Origin of the sequence: Moraxella sp. K02 (genome assembly GCF_041154755.1) — a bacterium.
Lineage (GTDB): Bacteria > Pseudomonadota > Gammaproteobacteria > Pseudomonadales > Moraxellaceae > Faucicola.
This window is the reverse complement of record NZ_AP031590.1, coordinates 2,219,342-2,243,027: the sequence shown is the minus strand read 5'-3', so window position 1 is coordinate 2,243,027 and position 23,686 is coordinate 2,219,342. Positions and strand designations below refer to the sequence as shown.

At 45.9% G+C, this 23,686-nt stretch carries 22 protein-coding genes; 16 read left to right on the top strand and 6 right to left on the bottom strand.

Annotated elements, in window-relative coordinates; all coding sequences use genetic code 11:
* The first annotated feature begins 148 nt into the window (after window positions 1-148).
* From ACAM39_RS10150 to ACAM39_RS10095, 12 genes are all read left to right on the top strand, one after another.
* A complete protein-coding gene (locus ACAM39_RS10150; RefSeq protein ID WP_369627596.1) occupies window positions 149-1,036 on the top strand; it encodes a UTP--glucose-1-phosphate uridylyltransferase in 888 nt (295 codons plus the stop codon).
* A gap of 17 nt (window positions 1,037-1,053) precedes the next feature.
* Window positions 1,054-2,700, top strand: coding sequence for a glucose-6-phosphate isomerase (gene pgi / locus ACAM39_RS10145; protein ID WP_369627595.1), 1,647 nt, complete (start codon window positions 1,054-1,056; stop codon window positions 2,698-2,700).
* A gap of 28 nt (window positions 2,701-2,728) precedes the next feature.
* Entirely contained in the window at window positions 2,729-3,991 is a 1,263-nt protein-coding gene (locus ACAM39_RS10140) for a UDP-glucose 6-dehydrogenase (protein ID WP_369627594.1), read from the top strand.
* 8 nt (window positions 3,992-3,999) lie between these two features.
* A complete protein-coding gene (gene galE / locus ACAM39_RS10135) occupies window positions 4,000-5,034 on the top strand; it encodes a UDP-glucose 4-epimerase GalE (protein WP_369627593.1) in 1,035 nt (344 codons plus the stop codon).
* Between the two features lie 247 nt (window positions 5,035-5,281).
* Window positions 5,282-6,241, top strand: a complete 960-nt coding sequence (gene rsmH / locus ACAM39_RS10130) for a 16S rRNA (cytosine(1402)-N(4))-methyltransferase RsmH (RefSeq protein ID WP_369627592.1) — start codon at window positions 5,282-5,284, stop codon at window positions 6,239-6,241.
* A 141-nt stretch (window positions 6,242-6,382) separates the two neighbouring features.
* A complete protein-coding gene (ftsL, locus tag ACAM39_RS10125; protein ID WP_369627591.1) occupies window positions 6,383-6,931 on the top strand; it encodes a cell division protein FtsL in 549 nt (182 codons plus the stop codon).
* Window positions 6,932-6,943: 12 nt separating this feature from the next.
* The gene (locus ACAM39_RS10120) at window positions 6,944-9,013 is read left to right on the top strand and encodes a peptidoglycan D,D-transpeptidase FtsI family protein (RefSeq protein WP_369627590.1); all 2,070 of its coding nucleotides are present in this window, start codon (window positions 6,944-6,946) and stop codon (window positions 9,011-9,013) included.
* Between the two features lie 19 nt (window positions 9,014-9,032).
* Window positions 9,033-10,595: a UDP-N-acetylmuramoyl-L-alanyl-D-glutamate--2,6-diaminopimelate ligase gene (locus ACAM39_RS10115; protein WP_369627589.1), complete on the top strand. Its 1,563-nt coding sequence runs from the start codon at window positions 9,033-9,035 to the stop codon at window positions 10,593-10,595.
* 14 nt (window positions 10,596-10,609) lie between these two features.
* Window positions 10,610-11,254, top strand: coding sequence for a histidine phosphatase family protein (locus ACAM39_RS10110; protein ID WP_369627588.1), 645 nt, complete (start codon window positions 10,610-10,612; stop codon window positions 11,252-11,254).
* A gap of 51 nt (window positions 11,255-11,305) precedes the next feature.
* The gene (locus tag ACAM39_RS10105) at window positions 11,306-12,787 is read left to right on the top strand and encodes a UDP-N-acetylmuramoyl-tripeptide--D-alanyl-D-alanine ligase (RefSeq protein ID WP_369627587.1); all 1,482 of its coding nucleotides are present in this window, start codon (window positions 11,306-11,308) and stop codon (window positions 12,785-12,787) included.
* 208 nt (window positions 12,788-12,995) lie between these two features.
* Window positions 12,996-14,114 (top strand): phospho-N-acetylmuramoyl-pentapeptide-transferase, encoded by a 1,119-nt coding sequence (mraY, locus tag ACAM39_RS10100; protein WP_007115049.1) that lies wholly within the window; start codon window positions 12,996-12,998, stop codon window positions 14,112-14,114.
* Window positions 14,115-14,182: 68 nt separating this feature from the next.
* Window positions 14,183-15,079 carry a putative RNA methyltransferase gene (locus ACAM39_RS10095; protein ID WP_369627586.1) on the top strand — a complete coding sequence of 299 codons (897 nt, stop codon included), beginning with the start codon at window positions 14,183-14,185 and terminating at the stop codon, window positions 15,077-15,079.
* Window positions 15,080-15,137: 58 nt separating this feature from the next.
* On the opposite strand, the gene xerD is transcribed toward ACAM39_RS10095, so the two are convergent.
* The 6 genes from xerD to recN form a co-directional block, all read right to left on the bottom strand.
* Window positions 15,138-16,082 (bottom strand): site-specific tyrosine recombinase XerD, encoded by a 945-nt coding sequence (gene xerD / locus ACAM39_RS10090; RefSeq protein ID WP_369627585.1) that lies wholly within the window; start codon window positions 16,080-16,082, stop codon window positions 15,138-15,140.
* Window positions 16,083-16,118: 36 nt separating this feature from the next.
* The gene (gene tusA, locus ACAM39_RS10085) at window positions 16,119-16,391 is read right to left on the bottom strand and encodes a sulfurtransferase TusA (RefSeq protein WP_100270584.1); all 273 of its coding nucleotides are present in this window, start codon (window positions 16,389-16,391) and stop codon (window positions 16,119-16,121) included.
* Window positions 16,384-16,836 (bottom strand): hypothetical protein, encoded by a 453-nt coding sequence (locus ACAM39_RS10080; protein ID WP_100270583.1) that lies wholly within the window; start codon window positions 16,834-16,836, stop codon window positions 16,384-16,386. Before ACAM39_RS10080 ends, tusA begins: the two co-directional genes overlap by 8 nt.
* Entirely contained in the window at window positions 16,833-17,318 is a 486-nt protein-coding gene (gene ruvX, locus ACAM39_RS10075) for a Holliday junction resolvase RuvX (protein ID WP_369627584.1), read from the bottom strand. Before ruvX ends, ACAM39_RS10080 begins: the two co-directional genes overlap by 4 nt.
* Window positions 17,311-17,877, bottom strand: coding sequence for a YqgE/AlgH family protein (locus tag ACAM39_RS10070; RefSeq protein WP_369627583.1), 567 nt, complete (start codon window positions 17,875-17,877; stop codon window positions 17,311-17,313). The genes ruvX and ACAM39_RS10070 overlap by 8 nt, the downstream gene beginning before the upstream one ends.
* An 83-nt stretch (window positions 17,878-17,960) precedes the next feature.
* Window positions 17,961-19,667, bottom strand: a complete 1,707-nt coding sequence (gene recN, locus ACAM39_RS10065) for a DNA repair protein RecN (protein ID WP_369627582.1) — start codon at window positions 19,665-19,667, stop codon at window positions 17,961-17,963.
* Window positions 19,668-20,265: 598 nt separating this feature from the next.
* On the opposite strand from recN, the gene ppnP reads away from it, so the two are divergent.
* From ppnP to ACAM39_RS10045, 4 genes are all read left to right on the top strand, one after another.
* Window positions 20,266-20,604 (top strand): pyrimidine/purine nucleoside phosphorylase, encoded by a 339-nt coding sequence (ppnP, locus tag ACAM39_RS10060; protein WP_007115041.1) that lies wholly within the window; start codon window positions 20,266-20,268, stop codon window positions 20,602-20,604.
* 41 nt (window positions 20,605-20,645) lie between these two features.
* Window positions 20,646-21,422 carry a 23S rRNA (guanosine(2251)-2'-O)-methyltransferase RlmB gene (gene rlmB, locus ACAM39_RS10055; RefSeq protein ID WP_036604081.1) on the top strand — a complete coding sequence of 259 codons (777 nt, stop codon included), beginning with the start codon at window positions 20,646-20,648 and terminating at the stop codon, window positions 21,420-21,422.
* A gap of 75 nt (window positions 21,423-21,497) precedes the next feature.
* Window positions 21,498-22,157, top strand: coding sequence for a potassium channel family protein (locus ACAM39_RS10050; protein ID WP_369627581.1), 660 nt, complete (start codon window positions 21,498-21,500; stop codon window positions 22,155-22,157).
* Between the two features lie 37 nt (window positions 22,158-22,194).
* Window positions 22,195-23,592 carry a TrkH family potassium uptake protein gene (locus ACAM39_RS10045; protein WP_369627580.1) on the top strand — a complete coding sequence of 466 codons (1,398 nt, stop codon included), beginning with the start codon at window positions 22,195-22,197 and terminating at the stop codon, window positions 23,590-23,592.
* The last annotated feature ends 94 nt before the right edge of the window (window positions 23,593-23,686 follow it).

Sequence of the window (23,686 nt, the reverse complement as noted above, 5' to 3'; positions counted from 1 at the left end):
TGGTGTTAGCAAACACTGGTGTTAGCAAAATACCCTCAATCAATGTTAATAATGCGTTTAAAATATTCGGGCAGATAAAATATTTGCCATAAAAATATGTTAAGCTTGATATAAACTATTTGAACAACTTATCTTATTAAGAGTTAATATGTCGACAAAAATCACTCACGCTGTTATTCCTGTGGCAGGGTTTGGCACGCGTATGTTACCACTATCAAAAGCAGTGCCAAAAGAGTTACTACCGCTTGGCAATAAGCCTGCCATTCAATATGTCGTTGAAGAAGCGATTGCCGCAGGTTTAACCAATATTGTTTTGGTCAATCATGCGCAAAAAACTGCCATTGAAAACTATTTTGACATCAATAGCGAGCTTGATACCCAGTTACGCGGTAAAGGTAAAGCGGCGCTAGCAGATAGTTTAAACTGGCTACCTGCAGGGGTCACGGTTACCAGTGTGCGCCAAGGCAAACCGTTAGGATTAGGGCATGCGGTATTGCAAGCCCGTGCCATTGTAGGTGAAGAACCCTTTGCTGTGCTGTTACCGGATGTGATTTTAAACCCTTATAACACTGACTATACTCAGCAGAATTTAGCCTACATGCTACAGCAGTTTGCCAAGCAGCAGCATTCACAGATATTGGTTGATCCTGTCAAAGAAAGTGATATTCATAAATATGGCATTGCCAAGTTAGCCAGCACACAAATGGTAGCAAAGTCTGAACAGAACCAGTCATTTGCTGTGACGGGTTTTGTGGAAAAACCCAAAGCTGAGGACGCGCCCTCTAACTTAGCTGTCGTTGGGCGCTATGTATTTAATAATGCTATTTTTGAGTATCTAGCGAACACGCAGCCAAGTGTGGGTGGGGAAATTCAGCTGACCGATGCCATTGACGCGCTTATTAGCACACAAGGGGTAGACGTGGTTAGCATGGTGGGTAACAGCTTTGATGCAGGTGACATGAATAGCTACTTACAAGCTGTGGGGTATTTTGCCACCCAATTGGGTATTGAAGCGTTTCAACATACAGCAAATTAATATAGGGTCATAGACGAATGTCAACCGATACAAGTGCGAATCGTACATGGCAAACACTGTCTACCCAGGCAGATAGTATGGCCACGCTTAATCAACTGTTTAGCCAGCAATCCAATCGCGGCTTACAGTACCGCGTTGCCACGTGCGACATGATCATGGATTTTAGTAAACAAAAAATTGATGAAGCGGTGCTCAGTAATTTAATCACCCTGGCAAATGAGCGTGAATTAGCGCAAGAAATCCATCGGCTGATGACAGGCGAAATCGTGAACGATACTGAGCATCGTCCGGCATTGCATACCGCGTTAAGACAGCCGCAAGGTGAGCAAGTTTGGGTCGAAGGTGTCAATGTCATTGAGCAGGTACATACCAGCCTACAAAAAGCGGAAAAGTTGGTTGAGCGGATTCGTAATGGGGTCTGGCGTGGTTATTCTGGTCAGGCAATCACCGATGTCGTGAATATCGGGGTCGGCGGCTCAGATCTAGGGCCAGTGATGGCAACAACGGCACTAAAAGAATGGACAGATACCCCTATCAGTGTGCATTTTGTCTCCAATATGGATGGCACCCAGCTCGATAGTTTGCTTAAGGTATTAAATCCGCAAACCACGCTATTTATTATCTCGTCAAAATCTTTCTCCACCATTGATACGCTGTCCAATGCCAAGACGGCGATGTCGTGGTTGTTAGCCAGTCATGATAACAAAGCCACTATTTTGCGTCGTCATTTTATTGGGATTTCTACCAAAGCCGATAAGATGACAGAATGGGGTATCCATGTCGATAACCAACTAATGCTCTGGGATTGGGTTGGGGGTCGATTCTCCATGTGGTCGGTGATTGGACTGGCGATTGCCATAAAAATTGGCATGCACAATTTCTATGAGCTGCTAGCAGGTGCCTATGAGATGGATCGGCATTTTGCTACCGCCGATTTTGCTCAAAACATGCCTGTGTTGTTAGGGCTACTCGGTGTTTGGAATAGTACGTTTTTGCATATTAACGCCCATACGGTTTTACCTTATGATGGTCGGTTATCTTTTTTTCCCAACTACTTAACCCAGCTTGAAATGGAGAGTAACGGTAAATCCGTCAATCGCCAAGGTGAGGCAGTGGTTTACAGTACTTGTCCGATTTTGTGGGGTGATATTGGCTCCAATGCTCAGCATGCGTTTTATCAGTTGCTGCATCAAGGCACACAGGCAGTCAGTTGTGATTTTATTGCCCCAATCAAACGCTACGCAGATGCCCAAACAATCAATAAAAACTTGCTTGAGCAGCATGGGCTTTCGCTTGCCAACTGCTTAGCGCAAAGCCAAGTGCTGGCGTTTGGCAATGCTGCCATCAAAGACAGCAATAATGGTATGGATAAATTCAAACATTATCGCGGCAATCAGCCGTCAACAACCATTCTACTTAAACAGCTGACCCCAAGAACGTTAGGGTCATTGATTGCGCTGTATGAACACAAAGTGTTTGTTATGTCAGTCATTTGGCAGATTAACCCATTTGACCAGTGGGGAGTTGAAGTGGGTAAAGTAATGGCTAATGCCGTTTTTGATGCCTTGGTATCAACGCAAGAATTATCGCCACAACAGGCGCAGCCGTTTGACAGCTCAACCAATCAGTTGCTAAATACCATTAAAACAACCTTTGCAAGCTGATCAAGGATAGGGATAAAAGAAGAAAACAATGACAAAAACTGTATATGTAATTGGCAGTACCAATGAATCAATCAATGCCTGTATTTTACTTGCCACCCTTCAATACCAAGTCAGGCTATTGACCGATGACGATAGCCTTCAGCAGGTCATGAATGATTACCAATTTGACCGGCAGATGGTGCTACTGTGGCAGTTGTACCAATCTCAAGGCAACATCGTTACCCAGCCTTTGCCAACCCATGATTTTTCAGCCTATGTCAGCGCAAATGATATTTGGTTGTTTGTCGATGGTGTGTCAGCGCAGGCGCTTGACCAATTTGGCTCATTTCATTTTAACCCAACGACCCAGATTATCATCAGTGGTGTCAAAGCCATTGGTGAGATTGAACAATTCGCGCGCAAATTGACAACTACTTGGGTGTATTATCTTCCCTTTATTTTTATGAAAGATGGGGCGAATTTTAGTTCTTTTTTCCAAGCCGATTTGGCACTGATTGGTGAAAAAACGCAAGGCAGTAGCGCGCACAACAACATTTTACTGTTTTTTATTGAAAAGAGTGACAAGCACTTTATTACCGATATCAAAACGGCAGAATTTGCGCGCAGTAGTATCATGGGAATGCTGGCAACGCGCTTGTCTTTCATGAATGAAATGGCACGTCTCGCCGCCAGTGAACAGGTCAATATCAAACAAGTTGAGCAAATCCTTGGGCTGGATAAACGCATTGGTAAAGATTATCTTAAAGCAGGTTGGGGGTTTGGTGGCAAGTCATTACCGCTAGAATTGGATTTTTTGATTGATAGTTTTAAGCACAATCAAGTGGAAACGTCGCTGCTCGAGGCGGTAAAATCCATTAATGAAGACCAAAAAGAACTGATTTTCCGTGAATTTTGGCAATATTTTGATGGCTTTATCGAAAATAAAACGGTGATGATTTGGGGCTCAGGCTATCGTAATGGTACAGGACGCACCACCCATTCAGCGTTTCATCCACTCATTAAATTGTTATGGTCATACAATATCAAGACGATTGTGTATGCCAACAATACCAAAGAAGAATTGTTAGAGTTATACGGTAATCATCCGCTGTTTTCATTGATTGACGATGCCTATGCGCCGCTTACGCAAGTGCAAGCGTTGTTTATTGTCAACTGGTCGCTACCGATCAAGCCGGATATCAATCGTTTAAATAACATTGCATTACCCATTTTTGATGCAAAAAATACGTTAACCGAACCACAAATTCAGCAGCTCGTTGGTTTTTATACGGGTATAGGCTGTAAAAAATAGGCAAAACAATGATAAATCAAAGCAAAAAAATCTTAGTCACGGGCGGCGCAGGCTATATCGGCTCACATACATTAATTGAGCTAATTGCCGCAGGCTTCACCCCCGTGGTGTATGATAATTTATCCAATAGTAGTCCCGCCTCGCTGGCGCGTGTCCAGCAAATTGTAGGGCAGTCTATTGAGTTTATCGAAGGCGATATTTTGGATACACAGCTGCTTGCCAAAACCTTTGCCGCGCATGACTTCACTGCGGTGATTCATTTTGCAGGGCTAAAGGCGGTCGGTGAATCGGTTGCCAAGCCGCTTTGGTATTATCAAAACAATGTCGCAGGCACGCTCAATCTACTCGATGCGATGACCAACGCCCAAGTAAAAAACTTGATTTTCTCGTCATCAGCAACCGTGTATGGCGACCCAGAAGCCTTGCCGATTGTCGAATCCTCACCGCGTTCTGCGACCAATCCGTATGGGCAAAGCAAGCTGATGATTGAATATATACTCGAAGACTTGGCAAAATCAGATAACCAATGGCAATTAATTTCACTGCGCTATTTTAATCCCATTGGTGCCTACCATACGGGAACCATAGGTGAAAATCCCAATGGTATTCCAAACAATTTGATGCCGTATGTCAGCCAAGTGGCAGTGGGTAAGCTGCCGCAGTTAAGCGTGTTTGGCAATGATTATGATACCGTAGATGGCACAGGCGTGCGAGATTACATCCATGTGGTCGATTTGGCAAAAGGGCATGTCGCCGCTTTACAGTATTTGGAACAGCAAACCCAGCTAGGGTTTGAGCCGATTAACTTGGGTACAGGTAAAGGAACATCTGTATTAGAATTGGTCAATGCCTTTATCAAAACCACTGGTCAACCCGTGCCTTATAGCATAGCGCCAAGACGACCTGGCGACATTGCCAGTTGTTATGCCAGTAGTGACAAAGCCAAGCATCTGTTGGGCTGGCAAGCTGAGTTTGATATCGAGCGTATGTGTACCGACACTTGGCGTTGGCAAAGCCAAAACCCTAATGGCTATGACGATTAAGCACCCCTTTAATACTGGCGAGTATTAACGAATATTAACGACGGTTTTATAACCGTCTTTTTTATGGCTAGGTTTTATCAAAGATGACCATTTTTATCATAAAAACTTAGTCAAGGTTATGATTTTACTTGACCCTAGGCTTGCTTCAGCGATAATAGGGGGTTAGATAAATTATGATTTTTAGTTGTTTTCACCCTAGCGATTGTTTAGCGAATTTCTTTTTTCTTATAGCCCCATTGAGCCTGTTATGACTGTTAGCGCACCCGAATTTATCCATGAAACCGTTTTATTAAAAGAAACGGTGGCAAGTGTGCTCAATGTAACTGTAGCGGCGCTAGAAACAGGAACCATCAAAAAAACGGGCACCTTTGTCGATGCCACATTTGGGCGCGGTGGGCACAGCCGATTGCTGTTAACTTATTTGGATAAAGACAGTCGTCTGCTGGTATTTGATAAAGACCCCCAAGCCATACAAACGGCGCAAGCATTGGCAGCCAGTGATGCGCGCGTGATAGTGATTCATGATAGTTTTGCCAAGCTACAGGACAATCTGCAGCGATTAGGGATTGAACAGGTCGATGGGATTATGGCAGATTTGGGCGTGTCCTCGCCGCAGCTGGATGACGGTAGCCGCGGCTTTAGCTTCATGCGCGATGGTGCGGTCGATATGCGCATGGATACCACCCGCGGTGAATCGGTCGCCCAATGGTTAAAACGCGTGGATGAAACCGTGCTTGCCGATGTGCTGTATAACTATGGCGAAGAACGACACAGCCGCCGTATTGCAAGGGCAATCAAACAAATGGACCACTACGATTCTACCCTAGCGCTGGCAGAAACCATCAAACAGGCGCATCCCAACTGGCAAAAAGGCAAGCACCCTGCCACCCAAAGTTTTCAAGCCATGCGTATTTTTATCAATAATGAACTCGGTGATATCGATAGCTTCTTGGATCAATCGCTCATGGCGCTTAAGGTAGGGGGACGCTTGGCGGTGATTAGTTTTCATTCGCTAGAAGACCGCATCATCAAGCAGTTTTTGCAAAAACACAGTAAAGGTCAATATCCTGAAGATGCCAATTTGCCGATGCCGCCCAAACGCCCCAAACTCCTATCTAAACCTGAGCGTGTCGCCCCGTTGGATACGGAAATAAAAACCAACCCGCGCGCCAGAAGTGCTTGGCTTCGTTCAGCCACCCGACTGTAAAAGTAGCCGTTTTTGTAACATGATATTTATAACAGACAATAAAAAACGATTGCATTAACCAAACTTAGATGGGTTGCGTTATAATGACTTGTTTTACCTTGATACCCTGCTCTTTGATATAAAAAGCTCTTTGATATAAAAATGCCAAAATCTCAGCCCCTGCCTCCCATGACGAGTGACCCCATGCCGAATGGCCGCGATAATCAAAATTCGCCCAAAAAAACGCGTCTTTTCTCCGCCAAAAATAAAGAAGCTACGGTAAAAAATAATACGACGATGAAAAAAAGCAGTGAAGGCTTGGGTGCCAGTATTAGCGAGATGCTCGATACTGAGTATCGCGGCGTTAGTCTATATACGGTTGCGATGATGCTATTAGTGATTGCGATTTTGTGGACAGGGGTGAGTGTCGTCGAGCAAATTCAAACTTATCACCAACAATATGGCGAGCTGCAAAAACTCAAAAAACAATTTCGCCAGTTGCAAATGGAACACCAACGCATGCTGATTGAGCAGCAAACCTTTAGCGCTACCCCGCAAGTGACCAATCGCGCGGTGACTGAACTCAATATGTTTTACCCTAACTTGTCCGATCGTATGATTATTCACGACAACAAAGTCACGGTATTTACTAGTGACGCCGGCAGCAACGAGTCAAACACTCAAGCTATCAATCCAGAAACGCAGCATTGATGAGGCAACCGCTTGACTACTCGCAATAAAAAATCGATAACCACCAAAGTCGCCAATGCCATGTCAGGGCGACCCACCAAAGTGCCTGTGCTTAAAGTCACTGCCCCTAAAATCAATGCGTCAAAGCGTCGTAGTGGTGCCTCACGCCAAGGCAGTATCGAAGAAGATGCTATTCGATTTAAGTCCATTTGGATAGCGATGGGGCTGGTGTTTGTGGCGATTTTTGGACGATTGGCATACATCCAAGTCATTAATAAATCCTACTATCAAGATAAAGGTAATTCGCTCATCACCACCGTAAGAAAAGAACCGTCTTACCGGGGTATGATCACCGACCGCAATAACATGCCGCTTGCGATTTCAGCCCCGTTAACCTCGGCGTACTTTAGTCCGCATGAATATGCGGTTGAATACTATGAGCTCAAAGCGCGCCAGCAAGAATTGCAAAAGTCTAAACCGAGTAAATCGGTCAATCGTGAGCTTGAGCGCGTTGCAAAACGCTTGCAGAACATGGATTTAGCCAAACTTTCGGCATTGACAGGCATTAGCGTGAGCGAATTTAAAAATGCGGTGCGTATCAATGACAACATCAATCTTGCCGATAAAGAGGCAATCAAAGCCGTATTGCCCACGGGCGCAGGGTCGCATTATTTTCCATTAATGAAAAATGTGCAACCTGAAGCAGCGCAGCCGCTCATTGATGCCGATTTTGCTGGGGTCAGTACCGACACGTTTTATCAGCGCTACTACCCACAGCCACAGCCCAATGCCCAATTATTGGGCTTTATGGCGCGTACCAACATGACAGATGGCACGCATTATCAAGGGCAAGCTGGGGTAGAGCGCGTATTTAATGACATGCTATCGGGCAAAGATGGCGAAGTCATGGTCATGCGTGATGCCAAAAACAACAGTATTAAAGAAATCGAACAAGTCAAACCTGAAGTCGCTGGCAAGGATTTACAATTAACCGTTGATTCACGGCTACAGTACATCTTGTACCAAGAGCTTGAAAAAGTCGGACGTGTACAGCAGGCGCGCTGGGCAGCGGGTATGATTGTTGATGTCAACTCGGGCGAAGTGATGGCGATGTCCAACTGGCCGTCGTTTAACGCCAATGACTTAAATAGCTTATCCAATGAAAACCAGCGTAACCATGCCTTGATGGATGTATTTGAACCCGGTTCGGTGATGAAACCCATCACCGTTGCCACGGGCTTAAAATCAGGACAATACAATGCCAACTCACTGGTTAACACCAGTCCAGGTAGCATGGTGGTGCAAGGGCATACTATTCGTGACCATGGCAATTTAGGTACCATTAGTCTGCGTACCCTACTGCAAAAATCGAGTAATATCGGCTCAGCAAAAATAGCCCTTTCTTTGCCAGCGAGTGCGATGAGTGATATGCAAAAAGCCTTTGGGTTTGGCGCAAAAACCAACCTAAAATTACCCGGTGAATCTGCAGGTCTAGTGCCAACGCCTGAGCAAAATGAAATCGCACGCCGCGCAACTGTGTCGTACGGTTACGGTCTACAAGTCACGTTAGCGCAGCTTGCGCAAGCTTACAGTGTGTTAGGTGCAGGGGGCGTGATGCATCCGTTGACGCTCCTCAAAAGTACCCGTGATAACGCCCTCAATAGCAGTAGTACCAATAATGTCTCCGTTCCTTTTGCCAAACCTGCCGCCAAGCAAGTTATCAAAACCAGCGATGCCCTCACCATTGTCGACATGATGACGTCAGTCACTGAGCCGGGTGGTACGGCAACCTTAGCCGCCATCGATGGCTATCGGGTGGCGGGTAAAACAGGTACGGCAAGACGCACCAATCCCAAAGGCGGCTACTATGATGACCAATACCGCACCGCGTTTGTCGGTATTGCCCCTGCTTCCAATCCGCGTTTTGTGGTCGCCATTATGGTTGAAGACCCGCGTGTTGACAAATTTGGTGGTTTAGTTGCAGCACCCGTGTTCCGCAGTGTGATGAAAGAAGCCTTGCGTTTGTACAATGTGCCGTTTGACAAGCCGCTATCAGGTAAAGAAACCACTGCCGCCAGCATCGAAAGCGTCAATGACTTATAACAACCCTATGGAACAAGCTATGATTACGTTGCAACCGATGATGTCTGCACTATCACTACCAGAAAGCGTGCGACAACTGTTAAACCCTGTCATGAATCAACCGTTTGGGCAGTTTGTGGTCGATAGCCGTCAAGTGGGTCAGGGCGATGTATTTGTATTGCTAAAAAGTCAAAACGCGACCGACAGCCTCGATTTAGAAAAAGCTGCAGGTTATCTTGCCCAAGTCGCCAACAAAGCGGCGTTTGTGTTGTCAGAAATTGATGTATCCGCGATCCAGTCGCAGTTTATGTTGCCGATTATTTATTTACCCACCATTCGTGATTTTTTAGGTTCTTTGATTCAAACCAGTTTGCAACAGCAACATCCCACCAAGTTACCAGCGGTCATCGCGGTGACAGGCACCAATGGCAAGACCACGGTAAGTCAACTGGTCGCCCAACTCATCAGTCAATCGGGCATCAAAACTGCGGTGATGGGCACGGCAGGTAATGGGGTTTTGCCAAATTTAACCCCAAGTACCCACACCACCCTAGAAGTGTTTAATCTGCAACATGCGATTAATGATTTTGCCAAGCAAGGCGTACAAGCCTTAGCCATTGAAGCCAGCTCTCATGGTTTGCACCAGCAGCGGCTGCAAGGCGTACCCATCAATGTGGCGATATTTACCAATTTAAGCCGTGATCATCTCGACTATCATACTGACATGGACGATTATGCGCAGGCGAAAGCGCGATTGTTTGATAAAGCGCACTTTCCCACCCTCACTCACGCAATTATTCATTTAGATGATGAATTTAGTGCGCTGATGATTGAGAAGGCTAATGCGTCTAATTTAACCGTGTGGACGTATAGTTTGATCAATGACCAAGCTGATTTTTTTGCCAAAACCATCCTGCCTAGTTTGCAAGGGGGTGATTTGACCATTGCTCTTTCAAAAGCTGTCACGCCACAAGGTGAATTAATGGTGAACAGTCCACTGTTAGGGCGATTTAATGTGGCCAATTTGCTCGCGAGTATCGCAGGTGCCTTAGCGTTATCGCAAAGTGCTGCCATGGGATTGAGTGTGGCGCAAATCCAAGCGGCAGTGCCAAAGCTTCGCGGCGCCACAGGTCGTATGGATCGGGTGCCATCGACCAGCAGCTGTTTTATCGTGGATTATGCGCATACGCCAGATGCGCTAGAGCAGGTGTTGACCAGTTTAAAATCGCACTGCACAGGTGAGCTGTGGGCGGTATTTGGCTGTGGTGGCGACCGTGATAAGGGTAAACGTCCACTGATGGCGCAAGCAGGCCTGCGCCTAGCTGACAAAGTGATTTTGACTGCCGATAACCCACGCAGTGAAGACCCCAATGCGATTTTGAACGATATGCAAGCGGGCATGACTTGCCAGCAGCACTATCAAGCCATTATTGAGCCAGACCGTCAAAAGGCGATTGAATATGCGGTGCAACATGCCAAGCCTAGCGATATCGTGGTGATTGCAGGCAAAGGGCATGAAACCTATCAAGAAATCAAAGGAGTACGCCACGATTTTGATGATAAAGTGGTGGTAAAAAATGCCATTGACAAATTTGGCAAATAACTTAGCCTAGCATCATGAAAAAAATCTACCTAATCCGTCATGCCCAAAGCGAGTCCAATGCAGGGCAAGCGGTGCGCCCCAATCATGCCATCAATCTTACTGACGTTGGTAAGACGCAAGCGCAAGCATTGGCGGACTGGCTCACTGACCATATCAGCGAGCCAGTCACCGAGATTTTTGTATCCCAGTATCTTCGCACCCAGCAAACGGCTCAGCCTTATCTACAAAGCACTAAGCGCACAGCCATTGTCATCGACGAATTGCACGAATTTAACTTTTTGGATTTTGACACCATCAAGGATTTGTCATTTGATGACATCCGTGTGATTGCCGATGATTTTTGGCAACAGCATTCTACGCACCGAGCCAGTGAGGTGACGGACAGTTTTGAGCATTTCGTAGCGCGGGTACAAAAAGTGCGCGCGTATTTTGATGCCTTGCCCGATGGTACCTATCTAGTATTTACCCACGGCATGTGGATTGGCATGCTTATCTGGCAACTGCTACTTGGCGATAGCCCGCGTCTATATAATATGAAAAAATTCCGTGAGTTTGAACTGGCAACGCGCCCCAAAAATTGCGAAGTGTTGTTGCTCGCTCCTGCAGGAATCAAGAAAGTATGGGTGCGCAATGATGGGCAAGATGACGAGATTCGCTAGTAATAAACTATAAAGAGACGCGAATAAAGAGACCCCAATAAAGAGACCACAATGACTGCATATATTTGGCAATCTGCCAACTTAACCGAAGCGATGAAAGACCTAAACCCAACCTTTCACAGTGATTTTACCCAGACATCCACAAGAATTATCACTGACACCCGCAAAATCGAACAAGGCGATATTTTTCTAGCGATTAAAGGTGACAACTTTGACGGCCATGATTATGTAAAAACTGCCAAAGATAAAGGCGCGGTCTTAGCGATTGTCAGCCGTGCAGTCGAAAGTGACTTGCCGCAACTTGTAGTGACTAACACAAAATTGGCACTCGGCAAATTAGGTGCTTACCGCCGTGACCAACATCCCAATCTAAAAGTTGTTGCGATTACAGGCTCGAGCGGCAAAACCACCGCCAAAGAAATGCTTGGCAGTATTTTAAACCGTATTGCGCCGACACTTATTACTCGCGGCAATCTCAACAATGATTTGGGCGTGCCAATGATGCTACTAGAGCTGACCGATGATCATCGTTACGCTGTCATGGAGCTTGGCGCCAATCATGTCGGAGAGATTGCTTATACTACCCAGCTTGTCAAACCCGATGTCGCTTGTGTGCTCAATATCGGCACTGCCCATTTGGGGGAGTTTGGCGGGCGTGATAATATCGCCAAAACCAAATCTGAGATTTATCAAGGATTAAGTGACACAGGTACAGCGATTGTGCCATTTGGTGATGATTATTTTGATACGCTACTCAACAATGCGCAACAATTTACCCAAAATATTCTCACCTTTGGCGAGCGTGACGTGTCCTTGGCGGATGCTGGCGTGGATATGCAACAAGCCAAAGAAATTGGCTTAACCGATGAAGATACGGTGCTACTGATGGGCGATGTGTTTGCCGATGATGTGGAAGTCGGTAATACCAGTACCTTTAGCCTAAATTTCAATTTTGAAATTGATGAAATCGAGACTCAAAACGTCAGATTAAACTTTGCAGGTGAACACAACATCAGCAATGCCTTAGCCGCTGCGGCCTGTGCGCAAGCTTTGGGGCTGTCGATTGATGATATCGCCAAAGGACTCGATGCCGCCAAACCTGCCAAAGGTCGACTCAATTTTATTGAGTTTGGCAAACATACGTTAATTGATGACACTTATAATGCCAATCCCAGTGCTGTCGTTGCTGCCACGCAAGTATTGGTGAGTCAAGGTGCGCCAACCCTATTGGTGTTGGGCGATATTGGTGAGTTGGGTGATACTGCCCAAGAGGAGCATCGCAAGCTCGGTGAGACTATCGCCGCCTCTGGCGTGACTGTGCTGTATACGGTGGGGGAGTTGACGCCTGTTACCGTCGCGCAAGCGCAAACATCCGGCATGCAAGCACAGGCTTACCCAGACAAAGCCTCCCTACTTGCAGCGATCAAAGATAAGTTAGCGAATAGTGATGACGCCTGGCATATCTTGTTTAAAGGCTCACGCTATATGATGATGGAGCAAGTAATGGATGCGTTAATCCGTCAGCCATCCTAACTAAAAACAGCGCTTTCATCAGCCATTTGATAAAAATTGGCTGATTTTTTGTGAATTTTTACTTAAAATAGTCAACTTTTTATGATGGGTTTTTGCTAATGAGTCAACGTGAGACGGTTTTCATAGCGATTTTTCATTTATCCTATCATGATAATGACAGGGACCTTAAGTCCCTGTTTTTACCCAGAACCCCCTAAGGAGTCCACTCGTGCTATTGTGGTTATTTGAATGGCTAAGCCAATTTTATTCCCCATTTTCGGCTGTGTCATCGCTGACCTTACGTGTTTTATTAGCGGTACTGACTGCGCTGGGTATCAGTATGGTGTTTGGTGGACGCGTCATTGAACGGCTGCGTGCGCTCAAATATGGACAAGCCATTCGTAACGATGGCCCACAGAGCCACCTTGCCAAAACAGGCACACCCACCATGGGCGGGATTTTGATTTTAGGCAGTATTTTGGTGACCACGCTATTGTGGGCGAATCTAACTAATCCTTACGTATGGATTTTGCTGGTGGTCTTGGTGATTTTTGGCGCGGTGGGCTGGGCAGATGACTGGCTAAAAATCAAATATAAAGACCCAAAAGGCTTGATTGCACGCAAAAAATATTTTTGGTTGTCAGTTGGCGCTTTATTTGTTGGTGTGTCCTTGTACTGGATTGCCAGTCAGCAGCCGCATGTGGCGACAGCTCACGCCATGCAAGATTTACTGATTCCATTATTCAAAAACGTGTCAATTCCTTTCTCCGCTGTACCATTGGGTTTGGCGTTTATTATCTTTACTTATTTTGTGATTAATGGCACCTCAAATGCGGTCAACTTAACCGATGGTTTGGATGGTCTCGCCATTTTTCCTGTGGTGTTGGTCGCCGCAGGCTTAGGGGTGTTTGCTTACGTGTCAGGGGATTTTCGCTTTGCTGAATATCTCCACGTGCCCTATATTGCTTATAATAGCGATGTGACAGTGGTGTGTGGCGCCATGGTTGGCGCAGGGCTTGGGTTTTTATGGTTTAATGCGCATCCCGCCCAAGTGTTTATGGGTGATGTTGGTGCATTAGCCTTGGGTGCGATGCTTGGCACCATTGCTGTGATGACGCGTCAAGAGATTGTGCTGTTCATCATGGGTGGTTTATTTGTGGCAGAAGCGGTATCGGTCATGCTACAAGTAGGCTCTTACAAACTGCGTAAAAAACGCATCTTTCGCATGGCGCCGCTGCATCACCATTTTGAAGAAGGCGGCTGGAAAGAAACCCAAGTGGTTACCCGTTTTTGGATTATTACCATTGTCTTGGTTATATTAGGGCTGATGACGTTGAAACTTCGCTAACTTTGCTACGTTCGCTAACGGCGCTTTATATCAATTGGGTTTTTAACGGTTTTTTTTGAGATATTTTTATGGTGGCATTGCCTTCGACATTTTCTGCAAATTTTCGCTGCCCGATTTGCCAAAGTCCGCTAAAGGTGGGTGAAAAAGTTTGGCAATGCACCGGTGAAAATGCGCAGCAGCGGCAACATGATTTTGATGTCGCCAAACAAGGGTATGTGAATCTACTGCCGGTGCAAAATAAGCATAGCAAAAACCCCGGTGATAGTGATGAGTCGATTATGGCGCGGCGTCGTTTTCTGCAAGCGGGGTTTTATCAGTCGCTGCAAGATGGGTTGTATGACTTTTGCAAAGGGCTATTATCCTCCCAACCATCGGTAAATTGGCTAGACATTGGCTGTGGCGAAGGATATTATACTGAGCGATTTTTACAGCTTAACCCAAGCAAGTTAGTTGCGGTTGATATCAGCAAACCTGCCGTACTTGCCACTGCCAAACGACTTAAACCAATTAGCACGACCACGCAAAAATATTGTTTAGTGGCATCTGCTTCGCAAGTGCCATTGGCCAGTCAGGCGGTGAGTATGTTAACCAGTATTTTTAGCCCGATTTTGGCGGATGAATTTCATCGGTTGGTCAACGATCAGGGTTTTGTAGTGATTGCCAAGCCTGCCGTCAATCACTTGATTGAGATGCGTGGCGGGCTATTTAAACAAATCGTGGCGCACGACTCAGACAAATTTATCGATGAATTAGCACCCTATTTTGAGTTGGTTAAGCAAACGCGGGTGGAAACCACGATTTCGCTTACCGCTACGCAGTTACAAGATTTATTGACGATGACGCCCTATGCATTTCGGGCGCAGCCACCCAGACGTGAGGCGTTAATCGACCGCTGCGAGCAGGCAGGGTCAATGCGCTTTACGACCGATTTTATGATTTATGGGTTTCAAAAAAAATGTCTGTAAAAAAGCGCCCGTCAGTGGGCTATTTTTTTACCTTAAAAATAGCCTTAAACAAACAGCCTTAAGCGCGCGGATGATGCTGCTGATGCAGCTGTTGCAGTCTTGCTGTCGCCACATGGGTATAGATTTGGGTGGTTGATAAATCACTGTGACCCAATAACATCTGTACACTGCGCAAGTCAGCGCCGTGATTGAGCAAATGGGTGGCAAAGGCATGACGTAAAGTATGCGGCGAAATTTCACTGTCGATGCCGGCTTGCTTGGCGTAGCGTTTAATGACATACCAAAAGTTTTGGCGGGTCATGTAGCCGCCTTGTTGGGTCAAAAATACCGCTTGGCAGCGACTTTCTCGCCCATTTTTCATGATACATAATTGCGGTCGCGCTACGGTCAAATAATCGGTCAATACATCAATCGCCACTTCGCCAAGGGGTACCAGCCGAGTCTTATCACCTTTACCGGTAACCTGTAACCAGCCAGCATTGAGATTGACTTCACTGAGCGATAGATGAATAAGCTCAGAGACACGCAGCCCGCAGGCATAGAGCACTTCAAACATGGCTTGGTCACGCATGCCCAATGGGGTCGATGTGTCGGGGCTTGCGAGTAGGGCATCGACATCATTTTCGGATAAATCTTTGGGCAGCGCGCGCCCAAGTTTTGGGGTCTTGATATGCTCACACGGGTTGTCATCACGCTGATTGGCGTTGATTTGCCATAAGAAAAACTGTTTGAGCGATGATAAGGCACGTGCTTGGCTGCGTGCTGTTTTGCCTTGTTTATAGAGCGCTGCTAGGCAAGCCAACACGTCACTGGCGTCCCAACGGGTGATGGCTTTGCTACAGGTGGCTTCACACAGCATCAAGTCACGAATATAAGCGTTGCGCGTATTGGTGGCAAGTCCCCGGGTTAGCAACTCTTGGCGAAACTGCTGAATATAACTGGGCTCATCATGAAGGTGTAAGGCTTTGACTTGGCGGGGTTGGCGCGCGGCGACTTGGGACATAAATGACTTGAAATCTCGGGATAAGGGGGCGTTTTTTTAACTAGCTTTTTTCTTAATCCAGTAATGATACACATTGGCATACGGATCAGGGTTTTGGTGTTGTTGCGGGTTAATGATGTCTTGCTGCTCGATAAGCTCATGCCCCAGATGACGACAAAAATTGGGGATATCGCGTGTGGTCGCAGGGTCGGTTGCGATGACATGAATCACCTCTCCCGACTGCGCTTTACGAACGGTTTTATGCAGTAGCATAATCGGCTCTGGGCAAATCAGCCCTTGGGTATCGAGTTGGTAATTGGCATCAGGCATGTTGAGTCTCTGTTGGTCGACTTTCTTGGATAAAATTAAAAAAACGGGTTAAATTGGCTTTAAACATAAACGCCACCCCAATCCAGGCGGCTAGGGCGACATAGCTACTGATAACAAACAAGCCAAATCCCATACCGATACACAGCGCAAGCATGCTCGGCTGGCTTAAACGGTAACGGTATAAAATAAACGCCACATAGCAGGATAGCGGTATGGTCAGTCCAACAAGTCCGTAAGGCACCCAATGAAACAAAGTATAAATTGTTTGGCTGTCCTTAAACTGTGACAAGCTCTTTAGGGTACCAAATAATAAAAATAGCGCAATTGCCAAATAAACCACATAAATTGACCATTTGTTGAGTCGCTGTGCGTGCTCAATCAAGCCAAGAACAGGGGCAGAAAAGCCTTTGGTCGTTGGCGTAGCAGGCGCATTCAATTGAGTCATGATAACAGCGCTCCTTCGCCACTTCTAAGCCAACTGCCAAGCATAATCGCCGAGGCGATACTATCAATCGGCGCTTTGTCACTTTTGATTAGCCCATATTCCCAAGCCAAATTTTTGGCTTCACGGCTAGTTAAGCGCTCATCCGCCAAAATAATCGGGCGTGGTCGATGCGCTTCTTCGAGCTGGTGCTTGAGCCTACGAGCAAATTTTTTGGCACGATTGCCAAGCTCAGATGCAGTGCCATCCATATTCAGCGGCAAACCGATGATGATGGTGCTCACTTGCCATGACTCGATAAGTTTTAGCAATTCATCCCAATTGGGTTTGCCATTATCCATTTTAAACTGCATCAATGGGCTTGCGGTTTGGGTTAAGGTATTGCCCAAGGCGATACCCATTTTTGCGATGCCAAAATCAAGCCCCATCACCGTTTCGATAGTGTGGGTGTGATGGGTATCTTGCGCCATAGTCAGGTTAAGCATGCCCGATATCCGTACTTAGTTTGTTAAAATCAACGCCCAACTGCCGAGCGGCGACTTGCCAGCGAGTCTGATGGTCGATATCAAATAGTAGCCCCATTGATGCCGGCAAAACAAACCAATCGCCTTGGTTGATTTCTTCTTCTAGCTGCCCTTTTCCCCAGCTGGCATGACCCAAACAAAGCTCAAAATGCTCAACGCCTTGACCATTGGCGATACTTTGTAAAATATCCTTGCTAGTGGTGATACAGACGTTTTCGGTGATGGCAAACGAAGATACCCAATCGGGCTGTCCAGTATGGAGCACAAACCCAACTTCCGGGTTCATGGGACCCCCATCTAAGGGTAATTTTCGGTGCAAGTCAGTGATGGTCACATCAATATTTAATTCTTCAAACAATTTGGCAACGTTGCTGGTTTCGATGGGTTTGTTAATGACTAGCCCTAACGTGCCTTGTTGGTCTTGACGGCAAATATAGACCAAGGATTGATAGAAAATCCCGCCGTCAATATTGGGCGAGGCTATCAAAAAATGGTTGGTAAGATTTTGGTTTTTTGACATTCAGTGGCATACCTAATTAAAAGCGACTTAAAAACGGCAAACATTAAAAACAATAAGCATTAAAAACAACAGGCGATATTAAATTAACTGACACGGCGACTTGCTAGCAAACTGCGCGCGTGTTTGAGCGTGTCTTCGGTGATATTGACCCCGCCCGACATGCGCGCTAATTCCTGCACTTGGTCATCGCCCGACAGAATTTTTAAGTGAGACTGGGCTTTCTCTTGCTGGGTCTTGTACACCAAAATATGCTGATGGGCTTGTGCTGCGACTTGCGATTGGTGAGTGATAGCAATGATTTGTTGTTCTTCACCCAGCTCACGCAGTAATTCGCCCACCACTTGCGCCGTGCCACCACTGATACCTACATCTACTTCATCAAATACCAATAACTGACGGGTGGTGGTTGCCATATCGGTCATCGTATTACGGCAAACCCCTTGCGCATCAATGACTTGCATGATAAGGGCTAGCCGTGATAATTCACCGCCTGAGGCGATTTTGTGAATCGGTTGCATCGGCATGCCGACATTGGCACTAAATAGCAAATCGATTTGCGATAACCCGATACTTTGTGGTTTATCCAGTGGGGTAAATTCAAATGCCGCTTGCACATTGGGCAATGCCAATGCTTTTAACCGTGTGACTAGGGCTTCAGCTAATGTCGTGGCATTGGCTTGGCGACTGTCATCCAACGCTTGGGCTTTTTGCAAGTAGGCTTGATAAGCTTCTTCAATTTGCTCTGCCATCGCTTCAGGCGACATCACCGATTGCAAATCATCTAATTGCTGTTGCCAGGCTTGGCTGTCTTCAACAAGGCTTTCAGGGGTGGTGTGATATTTACGCGCCAGTCGGTGGAACGTCGATAACTGCTCATCAAGTAACGCTAACCGTTTGGGGTCAAGGCTTTGTCCTTCGGCATAATTGCTCAGGGTGCTAGCGACTTCAGAGATTTGGGTATGTGCTGAGTACAACTGTTCAACACAATCAGCATAGGTTTGGCTAAGCTCGGTTTGCGCTTCACACAGTTTAATCGCCCGATTAAGCAGGCTTATCACATCGGGCTCATCACTGTCATTATCGAGTAGTTGCACCGACAAGGCGGCTTGCTGCATGAGGTTTTCAAGGTTAGATAATTCATCGTATTCGGCTTCAAGTTCACTGTATAAGACAGTGGCAATTGGCTCGATATCGGCTAATTGATTACTCAATAGCTGAATTTGCTGCTGGCGCAATTGCTCGTCTTTGGCGTGCTGCGCGGCTTGTGATTTAAGGCGTTCGTACTGCAAAAACGCTTGTTTCACGTCGTTTGCTTGGCTATTTAAGCCCGTGGCGCTATCCAGCCATTCCATCACAAATTGCGGACGCAGCAAACTTTGCTGGGCATGTTGGCTGTGAATATTCACCAGTAACCCACCCAAGGTTTTAAGCTCATTCATACTAATGGGCATGCCATTGAGCCAAGCTTTACTACGAAGCGTACCGTTTTGGTTGGCAAGTTGCCGGCGAATCAGCAGTGTATCGTCTTCAAATGGGTAATTTTGCTCGCTCAGCCATGCCATGACTTCGGGTAATTTACCGATATTAAATTCTGCAAAAGCGTCTGCCGTGGTCTGTCCATGCCGAATCAAACCTGCGTCACTACGACCACCCACGCACAAGGTCAAGGCGTCAAGCAACAGTGATTTACCAGCACCTGTCTCGCCAGTGATAATGTTAAATCCAGCATTCATCTCAACCTCAGCATTGGTGACGAGTGCTAAATTTTGTAAGGTTAACTGTGTCAGCATATCAATCCTATCATTGACGTTAAGAGTGGCACATTGGCGGTCAAATTTGCAAAAACTTTATTGTAACCTTGTCATGAAAAGCTCACAATAATCCTAGACAAGTCTTCAAAAATCAGTAAAAATTCCATCTAGCTGTTTCACACTAAACAATAGCATAATTGGGACAATTACAAAATAAGCAACGCAAAAATCCAACTTTCAGTCAGCTGAGTATTTTTAGGATATCTTTATTGGTTATCTGTGTATAGCAATCTTCGCCTAGTCAAGTTGAGGGCGGTTTCATCGATTGTCATAAAACATAGATTGTTATAATAGATTGTCATAAAAGTTGACTAAATTTGATGCTATCCTATTGGTCTAAACAACGTCTGCATAAGGATAACGGAACATAATTTTTTATCAACCGTTAACAATCTATCGGCAATAGCATTGGCTGATTGCGACAAGTCACGGACTGCGTTTGATTATAAAACCCATTTGTCGACTAAAAAAAGCGGGTTGCCGCAAAACGACTTGCCAATCTTTATAATTCTTTATAATTTTTTATAATAAGGCAGCGTTATCAAGTCAACTGACTGTGTATTTTAAGGAGAATCTCATGACGTCACCTAATCGTTTCGACCATGTATCGGTAGAAAAAATAGCGAATGTTTACTATGAAGGTCGTACTTTTAGTCGGACCGTTTGGTTTGAAGATGGACGCAAAAAAATGCTAGGAATCGTGCTACCTTGTGATGCCGATGTGCCAGCCTATGAATTTAAAACCGACTCATCTGAACGTATCGAAATCTTGGCAGGCGAGTGTGAAGTCAAACTGGCAGGCGAGGAAGAGTTTACCTATTACCGTGCCGGTCAAGCATTCTTGGTCGAAGGGCATAGCAGTTATGAGTTACGTAATGAAGCAGTCGTGCAGTACATTTGCCACCTAGAAGGCTAGGGGCAAGGCAAATATAAAATTGAAGAAAAGGGTCATCAATCATGGCAAAACCGAGTTATTTTTATGGCATTCATGCCGTGCAATCCATCTTGCAACACCGCGGTATCGATGGGTTGACACTCTTTATTCAAGACGGTAAAAAACAAGATGATGCCACGGTAGCCAACATCACCGAGCTTGCCCAAACCTACGGGATTGCGATACAAATCAGCGCCAAAGACAAACTCACCAAACTTGCAGAGAGTCCGCAGCATCAAGGCGTGGTATTACAAGCCCGCCCTGCTGAGCTCCAAGATGAAGCAGATCTCAAATACCTTGTTGACAAACACCAAGCCGAGCGAAAACCGCTATTATTACTGGTGCTTGATCAAATCACCGACCCGAACAACCTTGGCGCGTGTTTGCGTACCGCCGTGGCAATGGGCGTCTCAGCCGTCATTATTCCCAAAAATCATAGCTCAAGCATCACCCCAGCCGTGGCAAAAGTCGCCGTTGGTGCGGTGGAATTAATGCCTTTTATCCAAGTCACTAATCTTGCGCGTACGCTCACTGACATCAAAAAACAAGGGGTGTTTGTGTTTGGTACGGCACTCGATGACACGGCAAAGCCCGTGCAAGACTGTGATTTGACAGGTGATGTGGCGATTGTGATGGGCTCAGAAGGTGATGGTATTCGCCGCTTGACCGCAGATACCTGTGACCAGCTGGTTTATATTCCGATGCCTGGCAATGAACATGGGCAAATCCAAAGCTTAAATGTCAGTGTCGCCACTGGCATGGTGCTGTATGAAGCCAGTCGTCAGCGTTCTAGAAAATAATAAGAAAATATGTTATCTGTATTAATGATTTAAAAAAATTTGCTCAGGAAATGGGCTAAGAAAGGAAAAGTCAAAATGCAATTTGCCATTATTGGACTGGGTGTTTTTGGTATTACCTGTGCTAAAGAGCTTGAAAAATTGGGCAACCAAGTCCTAGCGATTGATATTGATGAAAAACTGGTCGATGACATCAGTGAATATGTCACCCGTGCCGTGATTGCTGACGCTACCGACAAAGACACCATAGAAGAGCTTGACCTTGCAAGTTTCGACGGGGTGCTCGTGAGCATTGGTGATAACCTTGAAGCCAGCTTGCTATGTACACTCAACCTACTAAGCCTGAACGTACAAAACCTATGGGTGAAAGCCAAAACCGACTCCCATCACCAAATCCTGCAAAGCTTAGGGGTGAATAATATCATTCATCCCGAACAAGACATGGGGGTTCGTATTGCCCAAAAGATGAACTATCCGATGGTCAAACAATACATGGCATTGGGCGACGAGCAGTTTTTGGTTCGTTTAGACCCACCTGAGCAGTGGCGAGGGCACCCGTGGTCGGATGTACAACACAGCCATCCCGATATTACCTTTATCATGCTAAAACGCAACCAGCAAATCTTTAACCAATTACCCGATGGCTTTTTCTTTCAAGGTGGGGATAAATTGGTGGTAGGGGGTGATACCCAGGCGCTGCGTCGCCTTGCCAAAGCCATTCGCCAAACGGCTATTTAGCCCACCACTCACGCAAAAAAGGTAATTAGGTGTAGATATGCCGTTTCGTGAAGTCAAAAAAGGCGACAAACCAAAGATTGTTGATAAATCAAAACCCAGTGCTCACGACCTAGACCCACCTACCAAACAAGGACTGCAGCTGTCATCGCCTGCTATTTTGTCCTTGGGATTTTTAGCGTTAATTGTGATTGGGACGGTTTTGCTGTCATTGCCAATCGCAACGATTCAACCGATTAGTATCCTAGCGGCAGCCTTTACCGCGACCTCTGCGGTGACCGTCACGGGGCTAAATGTCGTAGATACCGCTAACTATACCACGTTTGGACAACTGGTGATTGCCGCGCTGATTCAATTTGGCGGACTGGGCTTTATGACCTTTGCAATTTTGGTATTGACCAGTTTGCAAGGTAAAATGGGGTTATCTGGCTCAATCACGGCGCAAGAAGCGTTGGGTACTCATAGCAACCAAATTGGCAGTACAGCCAAAGCGGTAATCAAAATTGCCTTTATCACCGAGGGCTTGGGTTTTTTAGGGTTAACGCTATTGTTAGCACCGCTAAAAGGGCTAAAAGATGCGATGTATGAAGCGTTTTTTCTGTGTATCTCAGCGTTTAACAATGCAGGTTTTGCGCTAAATGGCAACAATATGACTGCCTATGTGCACCAGCCGATGATTAGTTTTATCATAAGTTTGCTTATTATCACGGGTGGTATCGGATTTTTGGTGATTTTAGATATCATCAAACACAAGCGCTGGCAAAAATTTACCCTGCACACCAAAGTCATGGTTTTGGGGACGTTAGCGCTCAATATCATTGGTTGTATACTGTATTGGTTACTTGAGCGTCATAACGCCAAAACGATTGGCGGATTGAGCGAAGCTGGGCAGTGGTTTGCATCTTGGTTTATGGCGGTGGCGTCACGTACCGCAGGTTTTAATAATGTTGATTATAGCCAAGTGACAGATGCCAGTACGTTATTGACCTTTATATTGATGTTTATTGGCGCAGGCTCAATGTCCACAGGTGGCGGTATCAAAATTGGCACCTTTGTGGTTATCCTAGCATCGACTAGGGCATATTTGCGTCAGCACCCGCAAGTGACGATTTTTCATCGTGCTATCTCTGATCACTTGGTAAAAAAATCGTTTGCGGTGATGAGCACCTCGATTTTGATGATTGCTTTAGCGGCGTTTATTTTAACCATATCTGAGCCAGAAGGGCATTTGACTGATATTTTATTTGAAGTGATATCGGCATCGTCGACGGTCGGTTTGTCACGAAATTTCACCCCGACCTTGAGTGAGCCCGGGCAATGGGTGATTATGTTTATGATGTATATGGGGCGTCTTGGACCGTTAACCTTGGCGTATTTTATCGCCACCCCTAAACCGACCCGTATTCGTTATCCTGAGACCCATACCCTTGTTGGTTGAGTTGGTTAAGCTGGCTAATTTAACAGGATTGGCGAAGTAGCAAATACCAAGCAAAACCTTTAGACAGCGGTTGGTGTACCCAAGATACTGAGAA

Excerpts from the sequence above, each read along its gene's own strand:
- tusA (WP_100270584.1), bottom strand. The coding sequence starts at position 16,391 with ATGCCTGATGCCAATTACCAACTCGATACCCAAGGGCTGATTTGCCCA.
- galE (WP_369627593.1), top strand. The coding sequence starts at position 4,000 with ATGATAAATCAAAGCAAAAAAATCTTAGTCACGGGCGGCGCAGGCTAT.
- ACAM39_RS10095 (WP_369627586.1), top strand. The coding sequence starts at position 14,183 with ATGGTGGCATTGCCTTCGACATTTTCTGCAAATTTTCGCTGCCCGATT.
- ACAM39_RS10105 (WP_369627587.1), top strand. The coding sequence starts at position 11,306 with ATGACTGCATATATTTGGCAATCTGCCAACTTAACCGAAGCGATGAAA.
- ACAM39_RS10140 (WP_369627594.1), top strand. The coding sequence starts at position 2,729 with ATGACAAAAACTGTATATGTAATTGGCAGTACCAATGAATCAATCAAT.
- ACAM39_RS10070 (WP_369627583.1), bottom strand. The coding sequence starts at position 17,877 with ATGTCAAAAAACCAAAATCTTACCAACCATTTTTTGATAGCCTCGCCC.
- rsmH (WP_369627592.1), top strand. The coding sequence starts at position 5,282 with ATGACTGTTAGCGCACCCGAATTTATCCATGAAACCGTTTTATTAAAA.
- pgi (WP_369627595.1), top strand. The coding sequence starts at position 1,054 with ATGTCAACCGATACAAGTGCGAATCGTACATGGCAAACACTGTCTACC.
- rlmB (WP_036604081.1), top strand. The coding sequence starts at position 20,646 with ATGGCAAAACCGAGTTATTTTTATGGCATTCATGCCGTGCAATCCATC.
- ACAM39_RS10080 (WP_100270583.1), bottom strand. The coding sequence starts at position 16,836 with ATGACTCAATTGAATGCGCCTGCTACGCCAACGACCAAAGGCTTTTCT.
- recN (WP_369627582.1), bottom strand. The coding sequence starts at position 19,667 with ATGCTGACACAGTTAACCTTACAAAATTTAGCACTCGTCACCAATGCT.
- ppnP (WP_007115041.1), top strand. The coding sequence starts at position 20,266 with ATGACGTCACCTAATCGTTTCGACCATGTATCGGTAGAAAAAATAGCG.
- ACAM39_RS10050 (WP_369627581.1), top strand. The coding sequence starts at position 21,498 with ATGCAATTTGCCATTATTGGACTGGGTGTTTTTGGTATTACCTGTGCT.
- ACAM39_RS10150 (WP_369627596.1), top strand. The coding sequence starts at position 149 with ATGTCGACAAAAATCACTCACGCTGTTATTCCTGTGGCAGGGTTTGGC.
- xerD (WP_369627585.1), bottom strand. The coding sequence starts at position 16,082 with ATGTCCCAAGTCGCCGCGCGCCAACCCCGCCAAGTCAAAGCCTTACAC.
- ACAM39_RS10110 (WP_369627588.1), top strand. The coding sequence starts at position 10,610 with ATGAAAAAAATCTACCTAATCCGTCATGCCCAAAGCGAGTCCAATGCA.
- ACAM39_RS10045 (WP_369627580.1), top strand. The coding sequence starts at position 22,195 with ATGCCGTTTCGTGAAGTCAAAAAAGGCGACAAACCAAAGATTGTTGAT.
- ACAM39_RS10115 (WP_369627589.1), top strand. The coding sequence starts at position 9,033 with ATGATTACGTTGCAACCGATGATGTCTGCACTATCACTACCAGAAAGC.
- ruvX (WP_369627584.1), bottom strand. The coding sequence starts at position 17,318 with ATGCTTAACCTGACTATGGCGCAAGATACCCATCACACCCACACTATC.
- ftsL (WP_369627591.1), top strand. The coding sequence starts at position 6,383 with ATGCCAAAATCTCAGCCCCTGCCTCCCATGACGAGTGACCCCATGCCG.